Below are 23387 nucleotides of genomic sequence, written 5' to 3' on the forward strand. Positions count from 1 at the left end.
CCATGACCGCACCCGAGCGTTTCATCCTGATCGACGACAACGAAGCCGACAACGTCTTCCACGAGATCATGATCCGCCGCGCCGGCTTCACCGGTGACGTGCTGATCTTTGAAAGCGGCATCGACGCGCTGGCCTACCTCAAGACCGATCCGCTGTCTGTGCCCACCTGCATCTACCTCGACATCAACATGCCGTTGATGGACGGCTTTGAGTTTGCGATCGAGGCCACACCGCTGCTGACCGGCAAGCCCACGGTGGTGCTGGTGATGCTCACGTCATCGGGATCACCAAAAGACCGCGATCGGGTGGGCGAAATTCCCGTCATCCAGGGATTCGTCACCAAACCCTTGCTGGTGGACGCCGTTCGGGACATGCTGCAGCGTGGCTGAAGACACCCCCGCCCAACCCCGATCCAAAACCGACCTCTTCCTCTCCTTCACCTGGCTGGCACTGCAAGGTTTTGGCGGTGTGCTGGCCGTGGTGCAACGCGAGCTGGTGGAGAAAAAGCGCTGGATGACGCGCGAGCAATTCGTCGAAGACTGGGCGGTGGCGCAGATCATGCCGGGCCCCAACGTCGTCAACCTCTCCATGATGATCGGTGGGCGCTACTTCGGCCTGCCGGGCGCACTCGCCGCGCTGGCCGGCATGCTGACCGCGCCGCTGGTGATCGTGCTGCTGCTGGCGGTGCTCTACGGCAGCGTGGCCGAGCAACCCATGGCGCAAAACGCGCTGCGCGGCATGGGCGCTGTGGCGGCCGGTCTCATCACCGCCACCGGCATCAAACTCATCGCCGCGCTCGACAAAAACGCCATGGGCATGACCGTGTGCATCGGCCTGGCCGTGCTCACCTTCATCGCCATCGGGCTGCTGCGCTGGCCGCTGCTCTGGGTGCTGCTGGGCATTGGCGGCGCAGCCTGTGTGTGGGCCTACCGCGTGCTCAAGCGCAACGAGGAACCACAAGCATGACCGCCATGACGCCGGATGCGGCGAACTGGCTCGACCTGTTCACCCACTTCGCGTCGCTGTCGTTGCTGGGTGTGGGCGGCGCCATCACCACCGCGCCCGACATGCACCGCTATCTGGTCTACCAGAACGGCTGGCTCAGCGAAGCGCAGTTCACCTCGTCGATCGCACTGTCGCAAGCCGCACCGGGCCCCAACGTCTTGTTTGTCGCCCTGCTCGGCTGGAACGTGGGCCTCAACGCCGGCGGTGGCCCTGGCGCCGGCTGGGCAGCCTGGTCACTTGCCTTGTTGGGCGTGTTGGTCACCATGGTGGCCATCATGTTGCCCTCGTCCGTGCTGACCTACACCGCCACCCGCTGGGCCCACAACAACCGCGAACTGCGCGCCGTGCGTGCCTTCAAGACCGGCATGGCCCCGATCGTGATCGCCCTCCTGATCGCCACCGGCTGGCTGCTCACCGGCTCCCACGACCACCCGGAACGGGACTGGCCGCTGTGGCTGCTGACGGCGGTGGCGACCTTGCTGGTGTGGCGCACGAAGATTCACCTGCTTTGGATGATTGGGGCGGGGGCGGTGTTGGGGGCCTTGGGCTGGGTCTGAGCCGCAGTACCTGAGGAGCTAAGCCAGCAATGAGGGCAGAAACACCGCCGCTGACGCTCGCAGACACAGGTCGGCCACCACGTCAAGCGGTGTGGGTTCGGGGTTGATGACGACCACGCGAGCACCGCTCTGGTGTGCCGTGAAGGCCAGACCCGCTGCGGGATAGACCTCACCCGAAGTCCCGATGACCAGCATCAGATCGCAATGACAGGCAGCATGTTCAGCGGTCTCAAGTGCAGCGGCCGGCAGACTTTCACCGAACCACACCACCGCAGGACGGCGCAGGTTGCCGCACACAGGGCAGTGCGGCGGACGACCCGCCTCGATGGTTTCCTTGCTGCAGCAGCTGCGTGGCGAATCCAGCCACTGGTCCTCCGCGATGTTGCCGTGCAGCGCCAGTGCATCGCTCTGCCCTGCGAGCTGGTGCAGACCATCCACGTTCTGGGTGATGAGGGTCAGGCGGCCAGGATGTCGTTGGGCAAAACTGGCAAGCGACACATGCCCCGCATTGGGTTGCACGGCGGCGATCATCTCCCGACGATGGGCATACCAATCCCACACACGCTGGGGGTGGGCGCGAAACGCGGCTTCGGTGGCCAGGTCTTGCGGGTTGAATTGCGACCACAAACCAGTTTGCGCATCTCGAAACGTCGGCACACCGGATTCGGCGCTCATGCCCGCGCCGGTGAGCACCGCAATGTGGCGCGCTTCGCCGATCCAGCCGCGCACCGTCTCCAGCATGGCTTCAGCTTCGCTGTCGCAGCGCCTCGTACAAACACACACCACTGGCCACCGACACGTTCAGGCTTTCCACTGCGCCGGCCATGGGAATGCTCACCAGTTCGTCGCAGGTCTTGCGGGTGAGCTGGCGCATGCCCGCGCCTTCGGCACCGAGCACCAGCGCCACAGGGCCTTTGAGTTCCACCTGGTAGAGCGTCTTCGGTGCGTCGTCGCTGGTGCCGATGACCCAGATGTTGCGTTCCTTGAGTTCGCCCAGCGTGCGAGCCAGGTTGGTCACCATGAAGTACGGCATGGTCTCGGCTGCGCCGCTGGCCACCTTGGCCACGGTGGCGTTGATGCCGGCGGCGTGGTCCTTGGGTGCGATCACGGCGTGGGCGCCGGCGCCGTCGGCCACCCGCAGGCAGGCGCCGAGGTTGTGCGGGTCGGTGATGCCGTCGAGCACCAGCAGCAAGGGCGGCACGCCGGTGGCCTCCAGCTGCTCCAGCAATTCGTCGAGCGAATGCACCTGCTTGATCTCCTCCACGCGCGCGGCCACACCCTGGTGGCCGTGGCTGCCGGCGAGCTTGGCGATGCGCAGGCCGTCGGCCTCGATCAGGCGGGCGTTGGCCTCGCGGGCCTTGTCGAGAAACTGCCGCATGCGCGCGTCGCGGCGCGTGGGCTCGTAGTAGATCTCGATGATGGATTGCGGCGCGGTTTTCAGGCGCACGCCCACGGCGTGAAAGCCGAAAAGCACTTTGGGGGAAGACATACCCGGATTATCCCCTCCGGGCGCGGGCAGTCTCAGGCGATGGCCGCAGCCTCTTTCACTTCGGGCACCACCTGCCCGGCCTCGATGGTGATGCGCCGTTCACAGCGCTGGGCGATGCCGCGGTCGTGCGTGACCAGCACAAGCGTGGTGCCTTGCTCCCGGTTCAGGTCGAACATGAGTTCCATGATCTTGCCGCCGGTGGCGAAGTCCAGGCTGCCGGTGGGCTCGTCGGCCAGCAACACAGCAGGCTGCACCACGAAAGCGCGCGCCAGCGCCACGCGCTGCTGTTCGCCGCCCGAGAGCACCTTGGGGTAGCTGGAGAGCCGTTCGCCCAGGCCCACGCGTTGCAGCATGTGGGTGGCGGTGGCGCGTGCGTCGCGCCGGCCGGCCAGTTCCAGCGGCAGCATCACGTTCTCCAGCGCGGTGAGGTTGCCCAGCAACTGGAAGCTCTGGAACACAAAACCAACCTTTTGCGAACGCAGCGCGGCGCGCTGGTCTTCGTCCATGGCGAACAAATCGACGCCATCGATGTGAACTGTGCCGCTGGTGGGTGTGTCCAACCCGGCCACGATGGACAGCAGCGTGCTCTTGCCCGACCCGGACGCACCCACGATCGCAGCGGTCTCCCCTTTGTTCAGGGTGAAATCGATATCGCGCAGAATGGTCAGCGACCCGGTGGAGTCGGTGACCGACTTGAACACATGCTGGACCGCAATCATCACATCGGACATGGAAGGACTTCTCAAGTTGAAACGCCGTCACTTTAACGCGCTGGTCTGCAGCGTGTGCGCGCTCGCCGCTGCGGGGTCTTTGGGCACCGCACTGGCGCAGACACCCGCACAGGCCGCGAGCGGCAACCTGCCGGTGGTTCTGGTGGTGGGCGACTCGCTCAGCGCCGAATACGGCCTCAAGCGCGGCACCGGCTGGGTGGCCCTGTTGAGCGAAACCATGGTCAAAGAAAAAGTGAAGGCACGTGTGGTCAACGCCAGCATCAGCGGCGACACCACCTCGGGTGGGCGTTCGCGCATCGCAGCACTGCTCAAGCAGCACAAGCCCAAGTGGGTGGTGATCGAGCTCGGCGGCAACGACGCCCTGCGCGGCCTGCCGCTGACCGGCACGCGCGAGAACATCGCCACCATGGCGCGGCTGTCTCGCGAAGCGGGCGCGCAGGTGCTGCTGCTGGGCATGGAGATGCCGCCGAACTACGGCGCCAAGTACGCGCAGGAATTCCGTGAGGTGTTCACCACCGTGGCCAAGGCCGAGAAGACGGCGTTGGTGCCGTTCTTTCTGAAGGGTGTGGCCGACACCAAGGACCCGACCGCGCTGTTCCAGAACGACCGCATCCACCCCAACGAGTCTGCCCAGCCCACCATGCGCGACAACGTGTGGCCCGAACTTCGCCAACTGATCGCGCGCCGATAATCGGGCATGCCCGTCCACACCCTGAATGCCACCGAGGCGCTGAGCCGCCTGGCCGAATTCGACCTGATCATCGACGCCCGCACCGAAGACGAGCACGCGCTCGACCATGTGCCGGGCGCGGTGAACTGGCCCACGCTCAACAACGAAGAGCGCATCACCATCGGCACGATGTACAAGCAGGTCAACCCGTTCGAGGCCAAAAAGCGCGGTGCGGCCTTGTCGGCGCGCAACATCGCGGCCCACATCGAACGCGAGGTGATCGACAAACCCCGCACCTGGAAGCCGCTGGTGTACTGCTGGCGCGGCGGCAACCGCAGCGGCGCGCTGGCCACCATCCTGGGCGCCATCGGTTTTCATGTGACCCTGGTCGAAGGCGGCTACAAGGCCTGGCGCGCGGCGCTGGTGGAGTCGCTGCCGGCGCTGGCCGAGCGCCTGCACTACCGCGTCGTCTGCGGCCCCACCGGCAGCGGCAAGACGCGCCTGCTGCAGGCGCTGGCCGCGCAGGGTGCGCAGGTGCTCGATCTGGAAGCCCTGGCCAGCCACCGCAGCTCGGTGCTGGGTCACATTCCGGGCCAGCCACAGCCGAGCCAGAAGCGCTTTGATTCGATGGTGTGGTCTGCCCTGCGCAGCTTTGACCCGACGCGCGTGGTGTACGTGGAGAGCGAAAGCAAGAAGGTGGGCAATGTGCGCGTGCCCGACGCACTCATTGACGCGATGCGCGCCAGCCCCTGCATCGACCTGCGCCTGGCGGACGAAGAGCGTGTGGCGCTGCTGCTGGAAGACTACGACTTCTTCGTGAAAGACCCGGCTTCGTTTTGCTCACGTCTGGAAGCGCTGACCGAGTTGCGTGGCAAAGAGGTGGTGTCGGGCTGGGTCGAGAAGGTGAAGGGTGGTCAGACACCAGAGGTGGTGCTGGAGCTGCTGACCCGCCACTACGACCCCATGTACGCCCAGTCCATCGGGCGCAACTTCAAACAATTTCCGCAGGCCCTGCCCTGTGAGCTGCGGGACCGTTCAGCCGATTCACTGAACGAGGCTGCGCGATCCTTGATCGCCAGCGAAAACACGGCCTGAGCGCGGGGCCCAGGCCACTGGCAAGCGCTTGAGCGTCAGTTGCCTGCGCCAGCGCCGTCGCCGCCCGCCGCGCCGTCCGGTGCATCGGCGTCCGGCTCTTCCGGCGCATCCGTGTCGTCGTGGCGGCGGCCTTCGGCTTTGGCCTTGAGCTTTTCCTCTTTCTTTTTCTTCTTGGCAAGCTCGCGCTGGCGTTTTTCGTATCCGTAGTTGGGAGTAGCCAAATCAGTCTTTCAGGTCTGTTGAAACGAAGGGGTCAGGCTTGCAAGGCGCCCAGGGCCTGTGCAAGGTCGGCACGCAGATCGTGCACGGATTCCAGACCGACCGCAAAGCGTACCAGACCACCGGCGTGCGGCCAGGCTCTCGTGCGAATGGAGGCCATGTCGTAGGGGGCGCACAGGCTGATGGGGCCGGCCCAGCTCCAGCCCAGGCGAAAGAGCTGGAGGCTGTCGCAAAACGCGTCGATGCGCGACTGCGGGATGGCAGGGTCAAACACGGCGCTGAACAGGCAGGCCGCCGCTGTGGCATCGCGCTTCCAGGTGGCGTGGCCTGGTGAGTCGGGCAAGGCCGGGTGCAGCACCTGCACGACGCCGGGTTGTGCCTGCATCCACTCGGCCAATGCACGGGTGCTGGCGTCTTGCGCCTGGTAGCGCAGCGCCATGGTCGGCAGGTTGCGCAGCACCAGTTCGGCGTCGTTGGCGGCCACGGCCAGGCCCAGGCGCATGTGGGTGAGCAGCACCTGGCGGTGCAAGGACTCATCGCGCGTGACCACCGAGCCCATCAACACATCGGCACCACCGCTGGGGTATTTGGTGAGCGCCTGCATGGAAATGTCCACGCCAAGATCAAACGCGTTGAAGGCGATGCCTGCGCCCCAGGTGTTGTCGAGCACGGTGACGATGTCCCGCTGGCCGGTGCGGCCCTGGTTGGCCTGCTGCACACGGGCCACGAGCGCGGGGAGATCGGGGAACTCCAGCGTGATGGAGCCCGGCGCTTCCAGCCAGACCAGGCGCGTGGCGGGCGAAAGCTGCCGCGCCAGGTCGTCGGGGTCCATGGCGTCGAAAAAGCGGTGGGTGATACCCCAGGCAGCAAGTTCGACCGCAGCGAAGGATTTGCCGGGGCCATAGGCGTTGTCGGGGATCAGCACCTCGTCGCCGCTGCGCAGAAAGGCCATGTCGACCAGCGCCACGGCCGACAGGCCGCTGGGCACCAGCACGCAGTGTTGACCGCCTTCGATGGTGGCGATGCGCTCTTCCAGCGTGAAGGTGGTCGGCGTGCCGTGCAGGCCGTAGGTGTAGCCGCTCTTGTCTTTCCAGTCGTAGGTGCGCAGCGCCTGGACGTTGGGGAAGAAGACGGTGGATGCCTTGTGCACACCCGGCGCCACCGCCTCGAAACCCTCGGGGGGTTTGTAGGGGTGGTGGATCAGGCGGGTGGACAGGTCTTTCATTCAGTTCACAGTTTCCATTTTTCCAGCAGTTGGGCGGGACGCATGCTGTCGTAGCCTTCAAAAGGCTGGTGGATCCACGGATTGGTCGGCAGGAACTCCACCGAATAGTCGGGCGTGAAGGCCGAGAGCTGTTTGGTCCAGATCACCGCGCTGCGCATCTCGGTGATGGGCGCGTAGTTGTTCTTGAGCATGTCGATCACCGCCTTGAGCGTGTGACCGGAATCGGCAAGATCGTCCACCAGCAGCACCTTGCCGGCGATTTCGCCTTTGGGCGTGGTGATGTAGCGCGCGATGTCCAGGTTGCCCTGCTGGGTGCCGGCAGCGGCGCGGTAAGAGCTGGTCGACATGATGGCCAGGGGCTTGTCGAAGATGCGCGAGAGGATGTCGCCGGGGCGCATGCCGCCGCGCGCCAGGCACAGGATGGTGTCGAATTCCCAGCCGGACTGGTGCACCCTGAGCGCGAGCTTCTCGATCAGGTTGTGGTACTCGTCGTAGGAGACGTAGAGGTGTTTGCCGTCTTCGGTGAGCATGCGGACTCCGGGTGGGGGTATCGGTCGGGATTCTTGCACGGTGCACGGCCGGGGGAGGCCGCAAATGCACCGCTCAGCCGTGCTTAACCGTGATAAGGGTGGTGCAGCAGGATGGTGTGGTCGCGGTCGGGGCTGGTCGACACCACGTGGATCGGCACACCGGTGGTTTCCTGAATGCGCTGCAGATAACGGCGCGCGTTCTCGGGCAACTTGTCGTACTGGGTCACTCCCGCCGACGAATCGCTCCAGCCGGGCAGGGTTTCGTAGATCGGCGTGCAACGCGCGATGTCTTCGGCGCCCAGCGGCAGAATGTCGATGGTTTCACCATCGAGTTCGTAACCGGTGCAGAGCTTGAGTTCGGTCAGGCCGTCGAGCACGTCGAGCTTGGTGATGCACAGACCGGTGAGGCCATTGACCTGCGCCGAGCGTTTGAGCAGCGCGGCGTCGAACCAGCCACAGCGGCGGCTGCGCCCGGTGGTCACGCCCTTCTCAGCACCCACGGTGGCCATGTGCCAGCCCGGTGTGCCTTCTCTTTCCCAGTCGAGTTCGGTCGGGAACGGGCCACCACCCACGCGGGTGCAGTAGGCCTTGGTGATGCCCAGCACATAGTGCAGCAGGCCGGGGCCAACGCCGGAGCCCGCCGCAGCGTTGCCCGCCACGCAGTTGCTCGACGTGACGAAGGGGTAGGTGCCGTGGTCGATGTCGAGCAGCGTGCCCTGTGCGCCTTCAAACAGCAGGTTGGCACCGGCCTTGTGGGCCTCGTTGAGCTCGCGCGACACGTCGGCGATCATGGGCTTGAGCAGTTCGGCCTGTTGCATGGCTTCGGCGTACACCGGCTCGAACTGGATCGCGCCGTCTTTCATGTAGGCGGCGATCTTCTCGTCCCAGACCATGTCGGCCGAGTGCAGGTAGCTGGTGAGCAGGTGGTTGTGCAGATCGAGCAGCTCGCGCAACTTGGCGGCGAAGCGCTCGGGGTAACGCAGGTCCTGCACGCGCAGTGCGCGGCGCGCGATCTTGTCTTCGTAGGCCGGGCCGATGCCGCGGCCGGTGGTGCCGATCTTCTCGGTGCCAGCCTTGACCTTGGCGGCTTCGCGCGCGATATCGATCGCGGCGTGGAACGGCAGGATCAGCGGGCAGCCTTCGCTCACGCGCAGGCGCGAACGCACTTCGACACCGGCCTTCTCGAGGCCTGCAATCTCTTCAAACAGCTTGCCCACCGAGAGCACCACGCCGTTGCCGATGTAACACTTGACGCCGGCGCGCATGATGCCGCTGGGGATGAGGTGGAGCGCGGTTTTCACGCCATTGATGACCAGTGTGTGGCCGGCGTTGTGGCCGCCCTGGAAACGCACCACACCGGTGGCGGTTTCGGTCAGCCAGTCAACCAGTTTGCCTTTGCCCTCGTCGCCCCACTGGGTCCCCACCACCACCACGTTGCGACCGGGTGTCACGGCGCTGCTGCTGTTCGTCATTGGCTGATTTCCGTTTGAATGTTCTTCACTGTCCATGTGCCCGCCTGCGCCGCATCCGGCACCAGTTCGCGGTCGCAATGGAATTCGTCGACTTCGTGTTCGTGGCCGGGCAACACGCACACCACCGTGTGGCCCTGCGATCGCAGGCCGGCCACGGCGTTGCGCAGGCTGGCGTCCATGCCCCAGGGCGCGCGGATCGCGGCCACCAGGGACCGTGGCGCCACGGCGGCCACGAGTTCCTTGAGGTCCAGGCTGAAGCCCACCGCCGGGCGGTTGCGGCCGAACACGGCGCCCACCTCGTCGTAGCGACCACCCCTGGCCAATTCCAGCGACTGCCCCGCACTGCCCTGCCCCGCCTGCGCAAACAGGGCGAAGCGCATGCCGGTGTAGTAAGCGTAGCCGCGCAGGTCCGCCAGATCGATCGACACTGCCATGTCCTGCGCGTGCGAGGCGAGCCAGCGCAGGTTGTCCAGCGCGGCGTGCAAAGCGGGCGACGCCTGCAGCGCGAGCTTCGCTTCGTCGAGCACGGCCACATCACCGAAGAGGCGCGGCAGCGCGCACAGATCGCGGCGCACGTCGGCCGGCAGGTCGCGCGCGAGCACCTGGAGTTCGGCCACGTCCTTGGCGTTGAGTGCGGCGTGGATGCGGGCCTCCTGCGGCGCGGACAGCGTCACCGGCGCGAGCACGGCGTCGATCACGCGCACATCGGCCATGTCGAGCTGCAGGCCCTTCACACCAGCCACGCGCAGGCAGGCTTGCGCGAGCTCGATCACTTCGAGGTCGGCCTCCAGACCGGCGTGTCCGTAGATTTCGGCGCCGAACTGCAGCGGTTCGCGGCTCGCCAGCGGACGGTCGATGCGGGTGTGCACCACCGGGCCGCAGTAACTCAGGCGCGCCACGCCCTGGCGGTTGAGCAGGTGCGCGTCGATGCGCGCCACCTGCGGCGTGCTGTCGGCGCGCAGGCCCAGCGTGCGGCCGGACAACTGGTCCACGAGTTTGAAGGTTTGCAGGTCGAGTGCTTCGCCGGTGCCGGTGAGCAGCGATTCAAGATGCTCCAGCAGGGGCGGCATGACGAGCTCGTAGCCATGGCCACGGGCTGTATCGAGCAAGCTCCTGCGCAATTCTTCGATGTGGCGGGCCTCGGAAGGCAAGACATCGGCTATGTGATCCGGGAGGACCCAGGCAGACATGGGCATTTTCAGGAGCTGTTAAAACCGCGATTTTACCGGGGTGCGGCAGGGTATCCGCCCGGTGACCGCGCAAGGTGCCGGGAGCGGGCGAATCCAACGCCCGCCTGACCAGAAAAAATCAGCCGAGCAGCCAGACCATCAACACGCCGATGGCCACGCAGATCAGACCGAAGAAACGCAGCTGTCCGTCGCGCAGGCCGAGCATTTCAGAGAAGACCCGGCGCCACAAGCGCGGCGCCACCAAGGGCAGGATGCCCTCAAACACCAGCACGAGCGCCAGTGCGATCCAGATCGCGTCCACGCCGCGCTGGCCGCGCGCTCAGCGCTGGCGAAAAATACAGACGCTGCGCGTCATTCGGCTCACCGGCTCGGTGCCAGATTGCTGCTGCGCAGCGACTTGAAGAAGTCGGACGAAGGGTCGACCACCACCACGTCGGACTTGCTGGCGAAGCTCGACTTGTAGGCTTCCAGGCTGCGGTAGAACTGGGCAAATGCCGGGTCGCGACCGAATGCATCGGAGAACGACGCAGCGGCCTTGGCATCGCCCTCACCCTTGATGAGCTGCGCGTCGCGGTAAGCCTCGGACACGATCACTTCACGCTGGCGGTCGGCGTCCGCACGAATCTTCTCGCCCTCGGCAAAACCGGTGGATCGCAGCTCGTTGGCCACGCGCTTGCGCTCGGCTTCCATCCGCTGGTAGACGGAAGCGGTGATGCTCTCGGCGTAGTCAACGCGGGTGATCCGCACGTCCACCACGTCCATGCCCCATGGCTTGTCTGCGCTTCGCACAGCCGCGAGCACTTCACGCTTCACATCGGCCATCAACTCCTCGCGGCGGGTCGACAGCAGTTCGTTGACGGTGCGCTTGTTCACTTCCTGCTGGAACGAGTTGCGCACCACCCGGTTGAGTTGCAGAGCGCCTGCACGCTCGGTGACCCCGACGTTGCGGATGTACTCCTGCGGCTCGGCGATGCGCCAGCGCACGTACCAGTCGATCACCACGCGCTGCTTTTCAGCGGTGAGCGTCGGCTCGGTGTCGGTGCTCTCCAGGGTGAGCAGGCGCTTGTCGATGTAGGACACGTTCTGGAACGGTGGCGGCAGCTTGAAGTTCAGGCCCGGCTCTGTCACGACCTGCTTGATCTGACCCAACTGGAAGACCACGCCGAACTGGCGCTGGTCGACCACGAACAGCATGGAACTGGCGATGGCCAGCGCCACAACGAGGCTGGTGAGGATGAAACCCAATTTGTTCATGTGCGTTGCTCTTTGGTCTCGTGTGCTGCGTTCAACGGCTTTCGCGCTCGCGCGAGCGGGCTGCGTTGTCCAGGCTGCGGCTGGCCGGCGTGGATGCAGGACCCGCACTGGCTGGAGGCGTGACGGTTGCAGGCGTGGCAGAGGGCGACTGGACCGTCATCTGCATGATCTTGTCCAGCGGCAAATACAGCAGGTTGTTGCCAGCCTTGGAATCCACCAGCACCTTGGTCACGTTGCTGTAGATCTCCTGCATGGCGTCGGTGTACATGCGCTCGCGGGTGACCTGCGGCGCCTTCTGGTACTCGGTGAGCACCGAACGGAAGCGCTGCGAATCACCTTCTGCCTGCGCGACGATGCGTGCACGGTAACCCTCTGCTTCTTCGGTCAGACGGGAGGCCGCACCACGAGCCCTGGGCACCACGTCGTTGGCGTAGGCCTCGGCTTCGTTCTTGGCACGCTCGCGCTCCTGGCCGGCCTTGAGCACATCGTCAAAGGACGCCTGCACCTGCTCGGGCGGACGGACACCGCCCTGCTGCAGGTTGATGCCCACCACCTCGATACCCACCTTGTAGCGGTCGAGGATGGTTTGCATGAGTGCGCGCACGCGCGGCGCAATCTGGTCGCGTTCTTCGGCCAGCGCCGCATCCATCTTCATCTTGCCGACCACCTCACGCACCGCTGTCTCGGCCGCTTTGACAACCGAGGCATCCGGGTCGCGGCTCTCGAACAGGAAAGCGCGGGCGTCATTGAGGCGGTACTGCACCGCGAATTTGATCTCGACGATGTTTTCGTCTTCCGTCAGCATGGCCGACTCCCGCAGGCCGGTAGCAGGCACAAGATTGTCGCGGCCCACATCAACAGAGCGGATCTGCGTGACGAACACCGTTTCGTGGCGTTGAACCGGGTACGGCAGACGCCAGTTGAAACCGGCCCCCACCGTGCTGTTGTACTTGCCGAACTGTGTGATGACGGCCTGCTGGCCTTCCTGCACGATGAAGAAGCCGGTGCCCAGCCAGATCAGCGCCGCCACGCCAACAATGAGGCCCGCCCCGATGCCGGTGGTCTTGGGGCTGGGGTTGAAATTGGGCATGCCGCCGCCGCCAGAGCCGTTTCCACCACCCTGACCACCGCCTTTTTTGCCCAGAAGGCCGCCCAGCTTGCGGTTGAAGTCGCGCCACAGTTCGTCGAGATCCGGCGGACCCTGATTGGGTCCCTGACCTCGTGGACGCTGCGGCGTCCGGTTGTCGTCGTTGCGCTCGGGTTCCTGGCCGTCTTTGGATCCCTCGTTGCGGGATGCGTCGTCACCCCGACCCCAGCGTGGATCGTTCAGGTTGAACATGCCCAGCAACTTGCTCACACCCCGTCGAGGTTTGGAGCTTGGGCCTGACTGCTCAGCGCGGGCGGGGGTTTGCAGATTCACATCCATGTGTTGCCAACTTTTTGTCGATTCAAAAACCATCACATTGTGCCCAATCAGGACACCGGACTTTCCATTTCAGGGAACGCCCCCGGGGTCATGGGGCCTTGCCCACCTTTGAGGTTTGTGACCTGCGCAGCCAGAAGCGCTCGCAAGGCCGGCAATCCCTCACCTGTTTTCGCGCTCACGTAAATACGAGCCACCGGTTGACCATCCAGTTCCATCTGATCACTCAGAACCTTCGGAAGGTTCGCTTCGTCCATCGCATCGAGCTTGTTGAACACCAGGATCTGCGGGACCTGATCGGCACCGATGTCCTTGAGCACGCCCATCACGGAGGCAATCTGCTCCGGGTGCGAGGGGTTGGATGCGTCGACGATGTGCAGCAGCAGGTCGGCGTCGGCGGCTTCTTGCAAGGTGGCAGCAAAGGCATCGACCAGACCATGCGGAAGATCCCGGATGAAGCCCACCGTGTCCGACAAGGACACGGACCGACCCGCCTCGCCCAGATACAGCTGGCGGGTGGTCGTGTCCAGCGTGGCAAAGAGCTGATCGGCCGCATACGCGCGCGCCTTGACCAACCCGTTGAACAGCGAAGACTTGCCGGCGTTGGTGTACCCCACCAACGAGATGGAAAAGGTGTCGCGGCGCTCGCGCTGGCGGCGCTGGGTGGCGCGCTGCTTCTTCACCTTCTCAAGGCGCTCTTTGGTCCGCTTGATCGATTCGCCGATCATGCGGCGGTCCAGCTCGATCTGCGTTTCGCCAGGACCACCGCGCATGCCGATACCACCGCTTTGACGCTCCAGGTGCGACCAGCGCCGCACCAGGCGGGTGGAGAGATATTGAAGCCGGGCAAGCTCCACCTGCAATTTGCCCTCATGACTGCGCGCCCGCTGGGCAAAGATCTCCAGAATCAACAGCGTGCGGTCATTGACCGGCATGCCGAGATGACGCTCAAGATTGCGTTGCTGGGCGGGGCTGAGCGATTGGTCGAACAAGACCTCTGAAGCCCCCGTCGATTGGGCCAGCAGTTTGATCTCGTCGGCCTTTCCGGAGCCCACAAACAAGGCTGGGTCGGGCGCACGCCGCTTGCAGGTCACCCGCTCCGCCACGGCATAGCCCGCAGTCTGGGCCAACAGGCCCAATTCCTCCAGCGGAGCGTCGAAGTGAGGCGTACCAAAATCCACTCCCACCAGAATGACCGATGGCGTGGAGAGGGAAGAAACTTCAGGAGATTTCAAATCGGTTCAATGACAGCGCCAGGAGCGCTGTGCACCGGGTCGCCCCGCGAGACCGACCCGGCATTCAGGGAACAAGCGTTCAAGGTGCGGCAGGCTCGTCCGCAGAGGCTGCGGTGAACTGCACGGGGCGACCCGGAACGATGGTGGAGATCGCGTGCTTGTAAACCATCTGGGTGACGGTGTTGCGCAGGAGGACCACGTACTGGTCAAACGATTCGATCTGCCCTTGCAACTTGATGCCGTTGACCAGGTAAATCGACACGGGAACATGCTCCCGGCGCAGCTGGTTCAAGAAAGGATCTTGCAAAAGTTGGCCTTTGTTATTGCTCACGATATGCTCCGTGTTCAGAAAAAAGTTGATAAGGCTGGCACCATACCACAGCGTTTGTACTGCTCATGCCTTCGAGGGAAATCCTATTCCTTGAAGGGATTGGCGGAGGTCTTGAACTCGATCCGCAAGGGCGTACCGACGAGGTCGAAGGCCTTGCGAAAGCGTCCCTCAAGGAAGCGTTTGTACGAATCCGGCACGTGCTCCAGCGAATTGCCGTGGATCACGATCACCGGTGGGTTCATGCCGCCTTGGTGGGCATAGCGCATTTTTGGACGGAACATGCCCCCACGCGTGGGCGCTTGAAACTGTACCGCCTCCGCCAGCAGACGCGTGAGCACCGGCGTGGACATCTTGCGCATGGCCGAGGCCTGGGCTTGAACAATCGATTTCCACACCGGCGCGAGTCCCTGGCGCTTCTGTGCCGAAATCATGTGAATCGAGGCAAACTTCAGAAAGGCCAGACGGGTCTCGATCTGCCGCTCGATCTGCTCGCGCTGGTAAGCATCCACCGCATCCCACTTGTTGAGCGCCAGCACCACAGCGCGGCCACTCTCGAGGATGTAGCCGGCAATGTGAGCGTCCTGATCGGTAACACCCTGGGTGGCGTCCAGCAACAGCAACACGACGTGGGCGTTTTCGATGGCCTGCAAGGTTTTCACCACCGAAAACTTCTCGATCGCTTCAAACACCCGGCCCTTGCGGCGAATGCCGGCCGTGTCGATCAACTCGAACTTCTGCCCGTTGCGCTCGAACGGAACGGAAATGGCGTCACGCGTGGTGCCTGGCAGGTCGAATGCCACCAGGCGCTCTTCACCCAACCAGGCGTTGATCAGGGTGGACTTGCCCACGTTGGGCCGTCCCGCCACCGCCAGGCGGATCACGCCGGCCGGTGCTGGCTCTTCTTCGTCTTCCGGTGGCAAGCCCGGGATGCGCTCGAGCGCCAGTTCGACCATCGAGCGGACGCCTTGGCCGTGCGCGCCCGAAACCGGCAGCACTTCGCCCAGTCCCAATTCAAAAAATTCAACCAGCTGCAAGCCCTGGGTCATGCCCTCGGCCTTGTTGGCCACGAGCACACAAGGCTTGCCCAGGCGCCGCAGGTAGCCTGCGATTTCATGGTCTTGAGCGCTGATGCCGGCTCGCGCATCGACCACAAACAGCACAACATCGGACTCGGCTACGGCCTGTCGCGTCTGCTTGGCCATCTCCTTGTAGATGCCCTCGTTCGCATCGGGCTCGAAGCCACCGGTGTCGATGACGATGTATTCGCGTGCACCGAGGCGGCCATTGCCGTAGTGTCGATCACGGGTGAGGCCGGCAAAGTCGGCCACGATGGCGTCGCGAGAACTCGTCAGGCGGTTGAACAGGGTGGACTTGCCCACATTGGGGCGGCCCACCAGGGCGATGACGGGTTTCAAGGAAGGCTGCTTTCGTTCAGGGGGCGGTACGGTTCAACCGTGACCGCTATTGGGGGCGCCAGGCGTACACGCCGCCGTTACGGGTCTGCACCACGAGCGCGTCACCAGCGAGCACGGGCGCCGCCAGGATTGGCGAACCGTCGGTGCTCAGGCGGGTCATTTCGCTGCCATCTTCGCGCGAGATCAGGTGCACCAGGCCGGTGTTGTCGCCCACAGCGACCACGCGGCCCAAGGCCACCGGTGCGCTCAGGCCACGGTACTTCAGGCGCTGGATGTCCCAGGCCGGCTCACCAGAGGTGCGTTGCCATGCCTGGAAGCGGCCTTCGGCGTCGGAGCCGAAGACCAGGCGATCATCGCCATGAACACCGGTGGTCCCTTGCACGACACGCGACCAGACCACGGTGCCACGGCTGGCGTCCACGCAGCCAACAGCGGCCGAGTAGGCGCGCGCACAAACGCTGTCGCCAATCCTGCTGACCGGGCCAACGATGTCCACCAGGCGCTCCACCTCGTTGGTGCCGCGTGAGGTGGCCACCGGCGCTTCCCAACGCACAGAACCATTGGCGGGATTGAGGCCGACCAGCCGCCCCGACAAACCGGCCACGAGCGTGTCGCCAACGGCCAGCAAAGCGCCGCTCTGGCTCAGCACCAGGGGCTCGCCGGTGCGTGACTGGGTCCACAGGCGAGCGCCGTTCTGGGCGTCGAATGCGGTGACGGTGCGGTCGGCGGTGAGCACGAACACGCGCGCACCGGCGACCAGCGGGGCCGTGAATGCGCGGGCGGGCAATCGCACACGCCACACCTCGCGCCCACTGGCCAGCGCCACAAGCTGGTTTTCGCGCGTGACAACGGCGGCGGTCTGCCCATCAGACCCCACGCCAGCAGCGATTGGAGTTCCGAGATTCAAGCGCCACACGTCTTGGCCGGTGTTGCCATCCAGCGCCGCCACCGTGCCGGAGGTGCTGGCAACGAACACGCGGCCCGACGCCACCAGCGGCGTGATGGATTCGGTGCCGGCGCCGATCTGGGCCGTCCATGCCAATCGCGTTCCCATGAGCGCCGCCACTGGGGGCAGCTCGGTGGGTTGTGGCTTTTTGGGACCGGAGGAACAGGCTGCCAGGCCCGCCACGACAAGCATACCCACGCAAACGGTGCGCAGGCTGCGCTGCCATGAATTCAAGAATGGGTTCAACGGACCACCTCGGTTGTTGGAGTCAGGCTGGCCACATCAACGCCCAGCGAAGCCAGCTTCACTTCGATCAGCCGGCGGTATTCGGTTCGGGTACTCAAGCCCTGCCAGGCGGTCTGGTACTGCGCTTTGGCTTCGTCGGCTTTGCCCTGGGCCAGGAACACATCGCCGCGGCGATCGGCCACCAGCGGCTCGAACGGCTTGGGAACGGGTGCTTCCAGCGTTTTGAGGGCCTGATCGAACGCTTGCGCTTCGATGTCCAGTGCGGCCAGGCGCAAGCGGGCGACGGCCTTGTAGGAGTCGTCAGAGGATTTTTCAGCGGCCCATGCCAGCGCGGCTCGCGCCTCGGGCAGCTTACCCGCATCGAACAGCGTCTTGCCCGCCTGCAGTGCCGCCTGACTCGCGTAGGTGGTGCTGGCGAACCGGGACTGCATGTCGGCCAGCGCGCGCTGCATGCGGTCGGTGTCCTTGGCGACTGCAGCGCGGTCCACCTCGTCGTACAGCGCTGCGGCTTTGGCGGCCTGGGTGCGCTGCCAGTAGTTCCAGCCGTTCCAGGCGGCAAACGATCCGAACACCACGATCAGCACCCAGCTGATGAGGTTGCCGTACTGGCTCCAGAAGTGTTTGATCTGATCGAGCTGTTCCTGCTCTTCGAGGTCGAGGTGTTTGGCCATGCTGCAAATTCGATTCGGGTTCGGGCGCCGGGAGCGCAACGCTCGATTGTAGGCGGGTGGCCATGGCATCACTGCCTCGGCCACACCGCAGGAGATGAGACGAAATCAGGCGCTGCGCAAGCTCGCCGCCCAAGCGGGCACACCGTTGAGAGGCAAGAGCCTCTGGGTGGCCTCCGGGTGAGGCGCTTCGCCGTCTGGCCGCGGTCCGCGCAGCGGCTTCACAGCCACGTTGCCCTGCTGCAGCTCCTGCTCGCCAAAAATCAGGGCAAAGCGCGCGCCGCTGGCGTCGGCTTTCTTGAACTGCGACTTCATGCTGCCCATGCCATCGGCACCGCCCGCGTGCATCTGCACGTTCACGCCGTGCTGGCGCAGAGCTCGCAGAACCGGCATGACCTGCGGCACGTGGGCCGCGTCGGGCACCACCGCGTAGGCATCGGGCACGGGCTGCTCGGGCAGTTTGCCCTGCTCTTTCAGCAATTCAAGGATGCGCTCCATGCCCAGGGCCCAGCCCACGGCGGGTGCGGCCTTGCCGCCGATCTGTTCGAACAGGCCGTCGTAGCGGCCACCGGCGCACACCGTGCCTTGCGAGCCCAGTTGCGTGGTGACGAACTCGAACACCGAGAGGTTGTAGTAGTCCATGCCGCGCACCAGGCGCGGGTTGATGCGGTACTGGATGCCGTGCGCATCGAGCAGCCCGCGCAGGCGGTTGAAGTGCTCCAGCGACTCGGCGCCCAGGTGGTCCATCAGGCGCGGCGCGGCGTTCACCAACGCCTGCATGGCCGGGTTCTTGGTGTCCAGGATGCGCAGCGGGTTGCTGTGCAGGCGGCGCTTGGCCTCTTCGTCCAGCTGGTCGGCGTGGGCTTCCAGGTAGCTGATGAGGGCCTGGCGGTGCGCCAACCGCTCCGGGGGCTGGCCCAGGCTGTTGATTTCGAGTTCGATGCCGCTGAGACCGAGCTCGGCCCAGAGGTCGCAGGCCAGCACGATCAGCTCGGCGTCCACGTCGGGGCCGGCAAAACCCAGGGCCTCGGCGCCGAACTGGTGGAACTGGCGGTAGCGACCACGCTGCGGGCGCTCGTGGCGGAACATCGGGCCCATGTAGTACAGGCGCTTGCCGCCGTCGTACAGCAGCGAATGTTCAAGCGCGGCGCGCACCACACCGGCCGTGTTCTCCGGGCGCAGCGTGAGCTGCTCGCCGTTGAGCCGGTCTTCAAAGGAGTACATCTCCTTCTCGACGATGTCGGTCACCTCGCCCAGGCCGCGCACAAACAACGCCGTGGGCTCCACGATGGGCGTGCGCAGGTTGCGGTAGCCATAGCGGCGCATCAGCGTGCGCAGGGTTTCTTCGAGCCACTCCCAGTGCGCGGACGCAGGAGGAGCGATGTCGTTCATGCCTTTGACGGCGGTCAGTTTTTCTGCCATGTGCTGCAAGCCTGTGCGGTCAGCGGAAGCCGGGCAAGCGCCCGGCCTCAAGCGGTGACGCCAAACTTTTTCTCGATGTAGTTGTCCACGATCACCTGAAACTCGCGCACGATGTCGTCGCCGCGCAAGGTCATTGCTTTTTGTCCGTCGATGAAGACGGGGGCCGCCGGCGCCTCGCCGGTGCCGGGCAGGCTGATGCCGATGTCGGCGTGTTTGCTCTCACCCGGGCCATTGACGATGCAACCCATCACCGCCACCTTGAGGTTCTCAACGCCTGGGTAGCGCTCACGCCAGACCGACATGGAACTGCGCAGGTAGTCGTCGATCTGCTTGGCCAGTTCCTGGAAGGTGGTGCTGGTGGTGCGGCCACAGCCCGGGCAGGCGGTGACCGAGGGCACGAACGCACGCATGCCCAGAGCCTGCAGGATCTCCAGCGCAATCACCACCTCTTGCGTACGGGCTTCGCCCGGCTGCGGCGTGAGCGAGATGCGGATGGTGTCGCCAATGCCCTGCTGCAGCAGCACCGAGAGCGCGGCGGTGGAGGCCACCGCACCCTTGGTGCCCATGCCGGCTTCCGTCAGCCCCAGGTGCAAGGCGTAGTCGCAGCGCTGGGCCAGCGCCTGGTACACCGCGATCAGGTCTTGTACTGCGCTGACCTTGCACGAAAGAACGATGTTGTTGCCGTTGAGGCCGATCTCTTCGGCCCGCTTGGCGGATTCAAGTGCGGAAGTGATCAGCGCTTCGTACATCACCTGACGGGCTTCCCAAGGCCGGGCACGGCCAGCGTTCTCGTCCATCAGGCGGGCCAGCAGGTCCTGGTCAAGACTGCCCCAGTTCACGCCGATGCGGATGGCCTTGTCGTGGCGCGCGGCAATTTCCACCATCTGTGCGAACTGACGGTCGCCCTTGTCACCACGGCCCACGTTGCCGGGGTTGATGCGGTATTTGGAGAGAGCTTCGGCGCAGGCCGGGTGGTCTGCCAGCAGGCGGTGGCCGTTGTAATGGAAGTCGCCGATCAGGGGCACGTTGATGCCCATGCGATCGAGCTGCTCGCGGATGTAAGGCACGGCCTTGGCGGCCTCATCGTTGTTGACCGTGATGCGCACCAGCTCCGAGCCCGCGAGAGCAAGCTCTTTCACCTGGATCGCCGTGCCCACCGCGTCAGCAGTGTCTGTGTTGGTCATGGACTGCACGCGAACGGGCGCGTCGCCGCCCACCGTCACGCGGTGGCTGCCCCAGGCAACGACACCTTGCCGGGTACGGCGCCCACGCACCGCAGCCAGGGCAATCGGTTGATCAGCCGAGGCCGGCAACAAAAGAGAAGATCGGGACGTTGTGTCCATGCTCATTTCACCTCGAATCGGGCCACGTTGTTGCGGGCGAACGGTGATGTGTCGAACGACTTTCCCCGCACACTCACCTGTGCGGCGTCGGCCTTGCCCAGCACCACGGTGTAGGGCGGCGCAGCGGAAAATTCGATCACATCGCCCGACTGCATCAGCCGCTTGACCACCACCACGCCTGAACCGTTGATGACTTCAACCCAGGATTCACCGGTGGCGGCGATGCTCAACAGGCTGCCCGGTTTTTGAGCCGGGACGGGCTCCGTTGTCGCCGCGGAACCGGCATCAGCCACGGGTGCTGGCGGAGATGTTGAAGGCTCTGCGGGAGCGATCGTGGTGCCACCGGGCACCGCTGCCGGATCGGCCACGAGCGGTGGGACGGCAGCCGCAGTGTCCTGCTGGACCGGAGTCACGGACTCCAGTGGAACTGCGGGCAATGAGGCTGGCATCGGCTCGGAAACCGTGGCGGCTGCAGGTGCGGCAGCAACAGGCGGGCTTTCAGCCTGCGGAAGGAAAACAATCACCAGCGCACCCAACAGCAGCGCAATGGCCGCCAGCAATGCCGGGCGCGACAACCAGCTCAAAGGGTTGAAGGGCGCTTCGTCGTGACCCGGATTGAACGGTGCGTTGAGAGCGTGCCCCGGATGGCCGAGTTTGGGCGACGCGCTCTGCGGAATCTGCTGCAGGATCGGCGCCGGATCGACCTTGAGTTGCCGACACGCGCTGGACGCCAGCGCTCTGGCAAAGGTGAGGTCGGGCAGCTCGCTGTAACGCCCGGCTTCAAGCGCCTCCAGCTTCTTGACCGGCACTTTCAAAGCAGCCGCCAGCGCGGCAATGTGCAGGCCGGCCGCTTCGCGGGCTTCTTTCAGGCGGACGGGCCGCAAAACGGTCTCTGCGGACGCGCCGCTGCCCTGCTGTGCGACTGCCTCACTCATTGAAGGCCCCGCGCTGGTAGTTGGCCCACTGGGCAGATTCCGGGTAGCGCCGACCCAGTTGCTGGGCGAGCTGCGTCATCGCCTGGGTGTTCTGCAACTGGCGCTCCACCTTGATGCCCAACCAGAGGGTTTCGGCGTTCGCCAGATCGGTGTTGTTGAGCCTGCGAATGGTGAACTGCGCCTTGCTGGCCTCGCCGCGACGAAACTGCAGCGAAGCGAGGTTGTAGGCCACGATCGGGTTACCCGCGTCGAGCTCGTATGAGCGCGCCAGACTGGCTTCGGCCTCGGCCAACTGGCCAGCACGGATCTGGCAAATGCCCATGGCCAACAAGGTCCGCGCCTGACCACCGTACACCGGACTGGCCAACGCACGCCGGAACAGATCGGTGGACTGCGCATAACGCCCGGCCTGGCATTCGAACCAGCCGTAGTTGTGCAAGGCGTCCGGGTCGCGCGGGTTGAGCTGTATCGCGCGCTTGAAACTCTCTTCGGCCAGTGCGCTGTTGTTCAGTTGCATGTAGACCAGACCGCGCAATGCATAGGCCGGAGCGTAGGTCGGGTCGGCCTGCAGGGCGAGCTTGATTTCATCGAGCGCCACCGTGGTTTGCCCTTCGGCAAAGTAACCCGCCGCAAGCTCGATGCGGATGCGTGCGCGCTTGCGAACTTCGGGCTCATCGGAATCGGTGATGGGCTCCTGCATGGACGCAGCCGTCGGCGCTGCCCCAGGCTGGGCGCAACCGGCCAGAAATGCCAGACAAACCAACATGAACGCCAGCAACCCCACCTTGGCGCCTGAAAACCGGGCTGGGAATCGAGTGGCTGAAGTCATGCCTGCCTTTGCTTGTGAACGATGCGGATGGGATGCTCGGTGGCGCTGCGGCGCTTGGCCAGTCGGCTGGCGGCGTTGGTGCGGTCGAGCACGTCGCCGGCCAGTTGACCACAGGCCGCGTCAATGTCATCGCCCCGCGTCTTGCGCACCGTTGTCACCAAACCACCCTCGCTGAGGATGCGGGCGAACTGCTGCACCACCGGCCGCGGCGAACACAGCAGGCCAGAGCCAGGAAACGGGTTGAAAGGAATGAGGTTGATCTTGCACGGCACGCCACGACCCGCGTGGCCCCTTACCAAGGTCAGCAGCTCCTGCGCGTGGTGCGGCTGGTCGTTCACGCCGTCGAGCATGCAGTACTCGAACGTGATGAAGTCGCGCGGTGCTGCGGGCAAATAACGCAGGCAGGCGTCGAGCAGCTCGGCAATCGGGTACTTGAGGTTGAGCGGCACCAAGTCGCTGCGCAGGGCATCAGTGGGTGCGTGCAGCGACACGGCCAGCGCCACCGGGCAGTCTTGCGCGAGGCGGTCCATCATGGGCACCACGCCCGAGGTGGACACCGTGACGCGGCGCCGCGACAGGCCGTAACCATGGTCGTCCAACATCACGCGCAGCGCCGGTACCAGCGCGTTGTAGTTCTGCAAGGGCTCGCCCATGCCCATCATCACCACGTTGGTGATCACGCGTTCGTTGCGTTTGAGGTGCTTGCGCAGAAAGAACTCGGCCTGCCACAGCTGGGCAAGGATCTCGCCGGTGGTGAGGTTGCGCGAGAACCCCTGGTGGCCGGTGGAACAGAAACGGCAGCCCACCGCACAACCCGCCTGCGACGAGATGCACAAGGTGCCACGGTCTTCTTCGGGAATGAACACGGTTTCCACCGCGTTGCCACCGCCCACATCGAACAGCCACTTGATGGTGCCGTCCGCCGAGTCCTGGCGCGAAAGCACCGGCAGGCCGGTGATGGTGCAGGCACCGGGGAGCTTCTCGCGCAGGCTGCGCGCGAGGTCGGTCATCTCGGTGAAGTCCGACGCCCCTTTTTGATGGATCCAGCGAAACAGCTGGACGGCGCGAAAGCGCTTTTCGCCCAGCTGCTCGCACCAGGCGGCCAAACCCTCAAGATCGAAGTCGAGCAGGTTGGCCGTCATGGCATGGTCAGCGCG

The 23387-nt window shown here is 64.9% G+C and carries 26 protein-coding genes; 5 read left to right on the plus strand and 21 right to left on the minus strand.

Annotated elements, in window-relative coordinates:
- Positions 1 to 2: 2 nt before the first annotated feature.
- Genes ACN4F8_RS20070 through ACN4F8_RS20080 form a run of 3 tightly spaced genes read left to right on the plus strand, consistent with a single transcriptional unit; the run spans position 3 to position 1562 of the window.
- Positions 3 to 389 carry a response regulator gene (locus tag ACN4F8_RS20070; protein ID WP_419475186.1) on the plus strand — a complete coding sequence of 129 codons (387 nt, stop codon included), beginning with the start codon at positions 3 to 5 and terminating at the stop codon, positions 387 to 389.
- On the plus strand, positions 382 to 966 hold the full coding sequence (locus ACN4F8_RS20075) for a chromate transporter (RefSeq protein WP_419475187.1): 585 nt from the start codon (positions 382 to 384) through the stop codon (positions 964 to 966). Before ACN4F8_RS20070 ends, ACN4F8_RS20075 begins: the two co-directional genes overlap by 8 nt.
- Complete coding sequence (locus ACN4F8_RS20080; protein WP_419475188.1) at positions 963 to 1562, plus strand: chromate transporter; 600 nt, start codon at positions 963 to 965, stop codon at positions 1560 to 1562. The genes ACN4F8_RS20075 and ACN4F8_RS20080 overlap by 4 nt, the downstream gene beginning before the upstream one ends.
- Positions 1563 to 1580: 18 nt before the next feature.
- Here ACN4F8_RS20080 and ACN4F8_RS20085 read toward each other — a convergent pair whose 3' ends face one another.
- From ACN4F8_RS20085 to ACN4F8_RS20095, 3 genes are read right to left on the minus strand one after another with little or no spacing between them, the layout of a single operon-like run.
- A complete protein-coding gene (locus tag ACN4F8_RS20085; protein ID WP_419475189.1) occupies positions 1581 to 2303 on the minus strand; it encodes an SIR2 family NAD-dependent protein deacylase in 723 nt (240 codons plus the stop codon).
- Between the two features lie 4 nt (positions 2304 to 2307).
- Positions 2308 to 3051, minus strand: coding sequence for a 23S rRNA (guanosine(2251)-2'-O)-methyltransferase RlmB (rlmB, locus tag ACN4F8_RS20090; RefSeq protein WP_419475190.1), 744 nt, complete (start codon positions 3049 to 3051; stop codon positions 2308 to 2310).
- A gap of 32 nt (positions 3052 to 3083) precedes the next feature.
- Entirely contained in the window at positions 3084 to 3782 is a 699-nt protein-coding gene (locus tag ACN4F8_RS20095; protein WP_419475191.1) for an ABC transporter ATP-binding protein, read from the minus strand.
- On the opposite strand from ACN4F8_RS20095, the gene ACN4F8_RS20100 reads away from it, so the two are divergent.
- On the plus strand, positions 3781 to 4473 hold the full coding sequence (locus tag ACN4F8_RS20100) for an arylesterase (RefSeq protein ID WP_419475192.1): 693 nt from the start codon (positions 3781 to 3783) through the stop codon (positions 4471 to 4473). The genes ACN4F8_RS20095 and ACN4F8_RS20100 overlap by 2 nt on opposite strands.
- Before the next feature lie 6 nt (positions 4474 to 4479).
- Positions 4480 to 5547: a tRNA 2-selenouridine(34) synthase MnmH gene (gene mnmH / locus ACN4F8_RS20105; RefSeq protein ID WP_419475193.1), complete on the plus strand. Its 1068-nt coding sequence runs from the start codon at positions 4480 to 4482 to the stop codon at positions 5545 to 5547.
- A 35-nt stretch (positions 5548 to 5582) separates the two neighbouring features.
- Here the strand turns inward: mnmH and ACN4F8_RS20110 are convergent, their stop codons facing one another.
- From ACN4F8_RS20110 to rlmN, 18 genes are all read right to left on the minus strand, one after another.
- Positions 5583 to 5768 (minus strand): hypothetical protein, encoded by a 186-nt coding sequence (locus tag ACN4F8_RS20110; RefSeq protein WP_419475194.1) that lies wholly within the window; start codon positions 5766 to 5768, stop codon positions 5583 to 5585.
- Positions 5769 to 5800: 32 nt separating this feature from the next.
- Positions 5801 to 6991, minus strand: coding sequence for a PLP-dependent transferase (locus ACN4F8_RS20115; RefSeq protein ID WP_419475195.1), 1191 nt, complete (start codon positions 6989 to 6991; stop codon positions 5801 to 5803).
- A 5-nt stretch (positions 6992 to 6996) separates the two neighbouring features.
- A complete protein-coding gene (locus ACN4F8_RS20120; protein WP_069046616.1) occupies positions 6997 to 7521 on the minus strand; it encodes a phosphoribosyltransferase in 525 nt (174 codons plus the stop codon).
- A gap of 83 nt (positions 7522 to 7604) precedes the next feature.
- Positions 7605 to 8993 carry an adenylosuccinate synthase gene (locus ACN4F8_RS20125; RefSeq protein ID WP_419475196.1) on the minus strand — a complete coding sequence of 463 codons (1389 nt, stop codon included), beginning with the start codon at positions 8991 to 8993 and terminating at the stop codon, positions 7605 to 7607.
- The gene (locus ACN4F8_RS20130; RefSeq protein WP_419475197.1) at positions 8990 to 10183 is read right to left on the minus strand and encodes an ATP phosphoribosyltransferase regulatory subunit; all 1194 of its coding nucleotides are present in this window, start codon (positions 10181 to 10183) and stop codon (positions 8990 to 8992) included. The genes ACN4F8_RS20125 and ACN4F8_RS20130 overlap by 4 nt, the downstream gene beginning before the upstream one ends.
- A gap of 118 nt (positions 10184 to 10301) precedes the next feature.
- Entirely contained in the window at positions 10302 to 10484 is a 183-nt protein-coding gene (locus ACN4F8_RS20135) for a DUF2065 domain-containing protein (RefSeq protein ID WP_419475198.1), read from the minus strand.
- 59 nt (positions 10485 to 10543) lie between these two features.
- A complete protein-coding gene (hflC, locus tag ACN4F8_RS20140; protein ID WP_419475199.1) occupies positions 10544 to 11437 on the minus strand; it encodes a protease modulator HflC in 894 nt (297 codons plus the stop codon).
- Positions 11438 to 11468: 31 nt separating this feature from the next.
- Entirely contained in the window at positions 11469 to 12863 is a 1395-nt protein-coding gene (hflK, locus tag ACN4F8_RS20145; RefSeq protein ID WP_419475200.1) for an FtsH protease activity modulator HflK, read from the minus strand.
- Between the two features lie 47 nt (positions 12864 to 12910).
- Positions 12911 to 14047, minus strand: a complete 1137-nt coding sequence (hflX, locus tag ACN4F8_RS20150) for a GTPase HflX (RefSeq protein WP_419475225.1) — start codon at positions 14045 to 14047, stop codon at positions 12911 to 12913.
- Between the two features lie 127 nt (positions 14048 to 14174).
- Positions 14175 to 14444, minus strand: a complete 270-nt coding sequence (hfq, locus tag ACN4F8_RS20155; RefSeq protein ID WP_159608665.1) for an RNA chaperone Hfq — start codon at positions 14442 to 14444, stop codon at positions 14175 to 14177.
- Between the two features lie 65 nt (positions 14445 to 14509).
- Positions 14510 to 15841 (minus strand): ribosome biogenesis GTPase Der, encoded by a 1332-nt coding sequence (gene der / locus ACN4F8_RS20160; protein ID WP_419475201.1) that lies wholly within the window; start codon positions 15839 to 15841, stop codon positions 14510 to 14512.
- 46 nt (positions 15842 to 15887) lie between these two features.
- Positions 15888 to 16979: an outer membrane protein assembly factor BamB gene (gene bamB, locus ACN4F8_RS20165; protein WP_419475226.1), complete on the minus strand. Its 1092-nt coding sequence runs from the start codon at positions 16977 to 16979 to the stop codon at positions 15888 to 15890.
- Between the two features lie 50 nt (positions 16980 to 17029).
- Positions 17030 to 17704, minus strand: a complete 675-nt coding sequence (locus tag ACN4F8_RS20170) for a YfgM family protein (protein WP_419475202.1) — start codon at positions 17702 to 17704, stop codon at positions 17030 to 17032.
- A 105-nt stretch (positions 17705 to 17809) separates the two neighbouring features.
- Positions 17810 to 19123, minus strand: a complete 1314-nt coding sequence (gene hisS / locus ACN4F8_RS20175; RefSeq protein ID WP_419475203.1) for a histidine--tRNA ligase — start codon at positions 19121 to 19123, stop codon at positions 17810 to 17812.
- A 47-nt stretch (positions 19124 to 19170) separates the two neighbouring features.
- The gene (ispG, locus tag ACN4F8_RS20180; RefSeq protein WP_419475204.1) at positions 19171 to 20466 is read right to left on the minus strand and encodes a flavodoxin-dependent (E)-4-hydroxy-3-methylbut-2-enyl-diphosphate synthase; all 1296 of its coding nucleotides are present in this window, start codon (positions 20464 to 20466) and stop codon (positions 19171 to 19173) included.
- Positions 20467 to 20468: 2 nt separating this feature from the next.
- Positions 20469 to 21401: a RodZ domain-containing protein gene (locus tag ACN4F8_RS20185; RefSeq protein WP_419475205.1), complete on the minus strand. Its 933-nt coding sequence runs from the start codon at positions 21399 to 21401 to the stop codon at positions 20469 to 20471.
- Positions 21394 to 22230 (minus strand): type IV pilus biogenesis/stability protein PilW, encoded by an 837-nt coding sequence (gene pilW / locus ACN4F8_RS20190; RefSeq protein WP_419475206.1) that lies wholly within the window; start codon positions 22228 to 22230, stop codon positions 21394 to 21396. The genes ACN4F8_RS20185 and pilW overlap by 8 nt, the downstream gene beginning before the upstream one ends.
- On the minus strand, positions 22227 to 23372 hold the full coding sequence (gene rlmN, locus ACN4F8_RS20195; RefSeq protein WP_419475207.1) for a 23S rRNA (adenine(2503)-C(2))-methyltransferase RlmN: 1146 nt from the start codon (positions 23370 to 23372) through the stop codon (positions 22227 to 22229). The genes pilW and rlmN overlap by 4 nt, the downstream gene beginning before the upstream one ends.
- Positions 23373 to 23387 lie beyond the last annotated feature (15 nt).

This window comes from Hydrogenophaga sp., assembly GCF_048549895.1.
In the GTDB taxonomy this organism is placed as follows: Bacteria; Pseudomonadota; Gammaproteobacteria; order Burkholderiales; family Burkholderiaceae_C; genus Hydrogenophaga.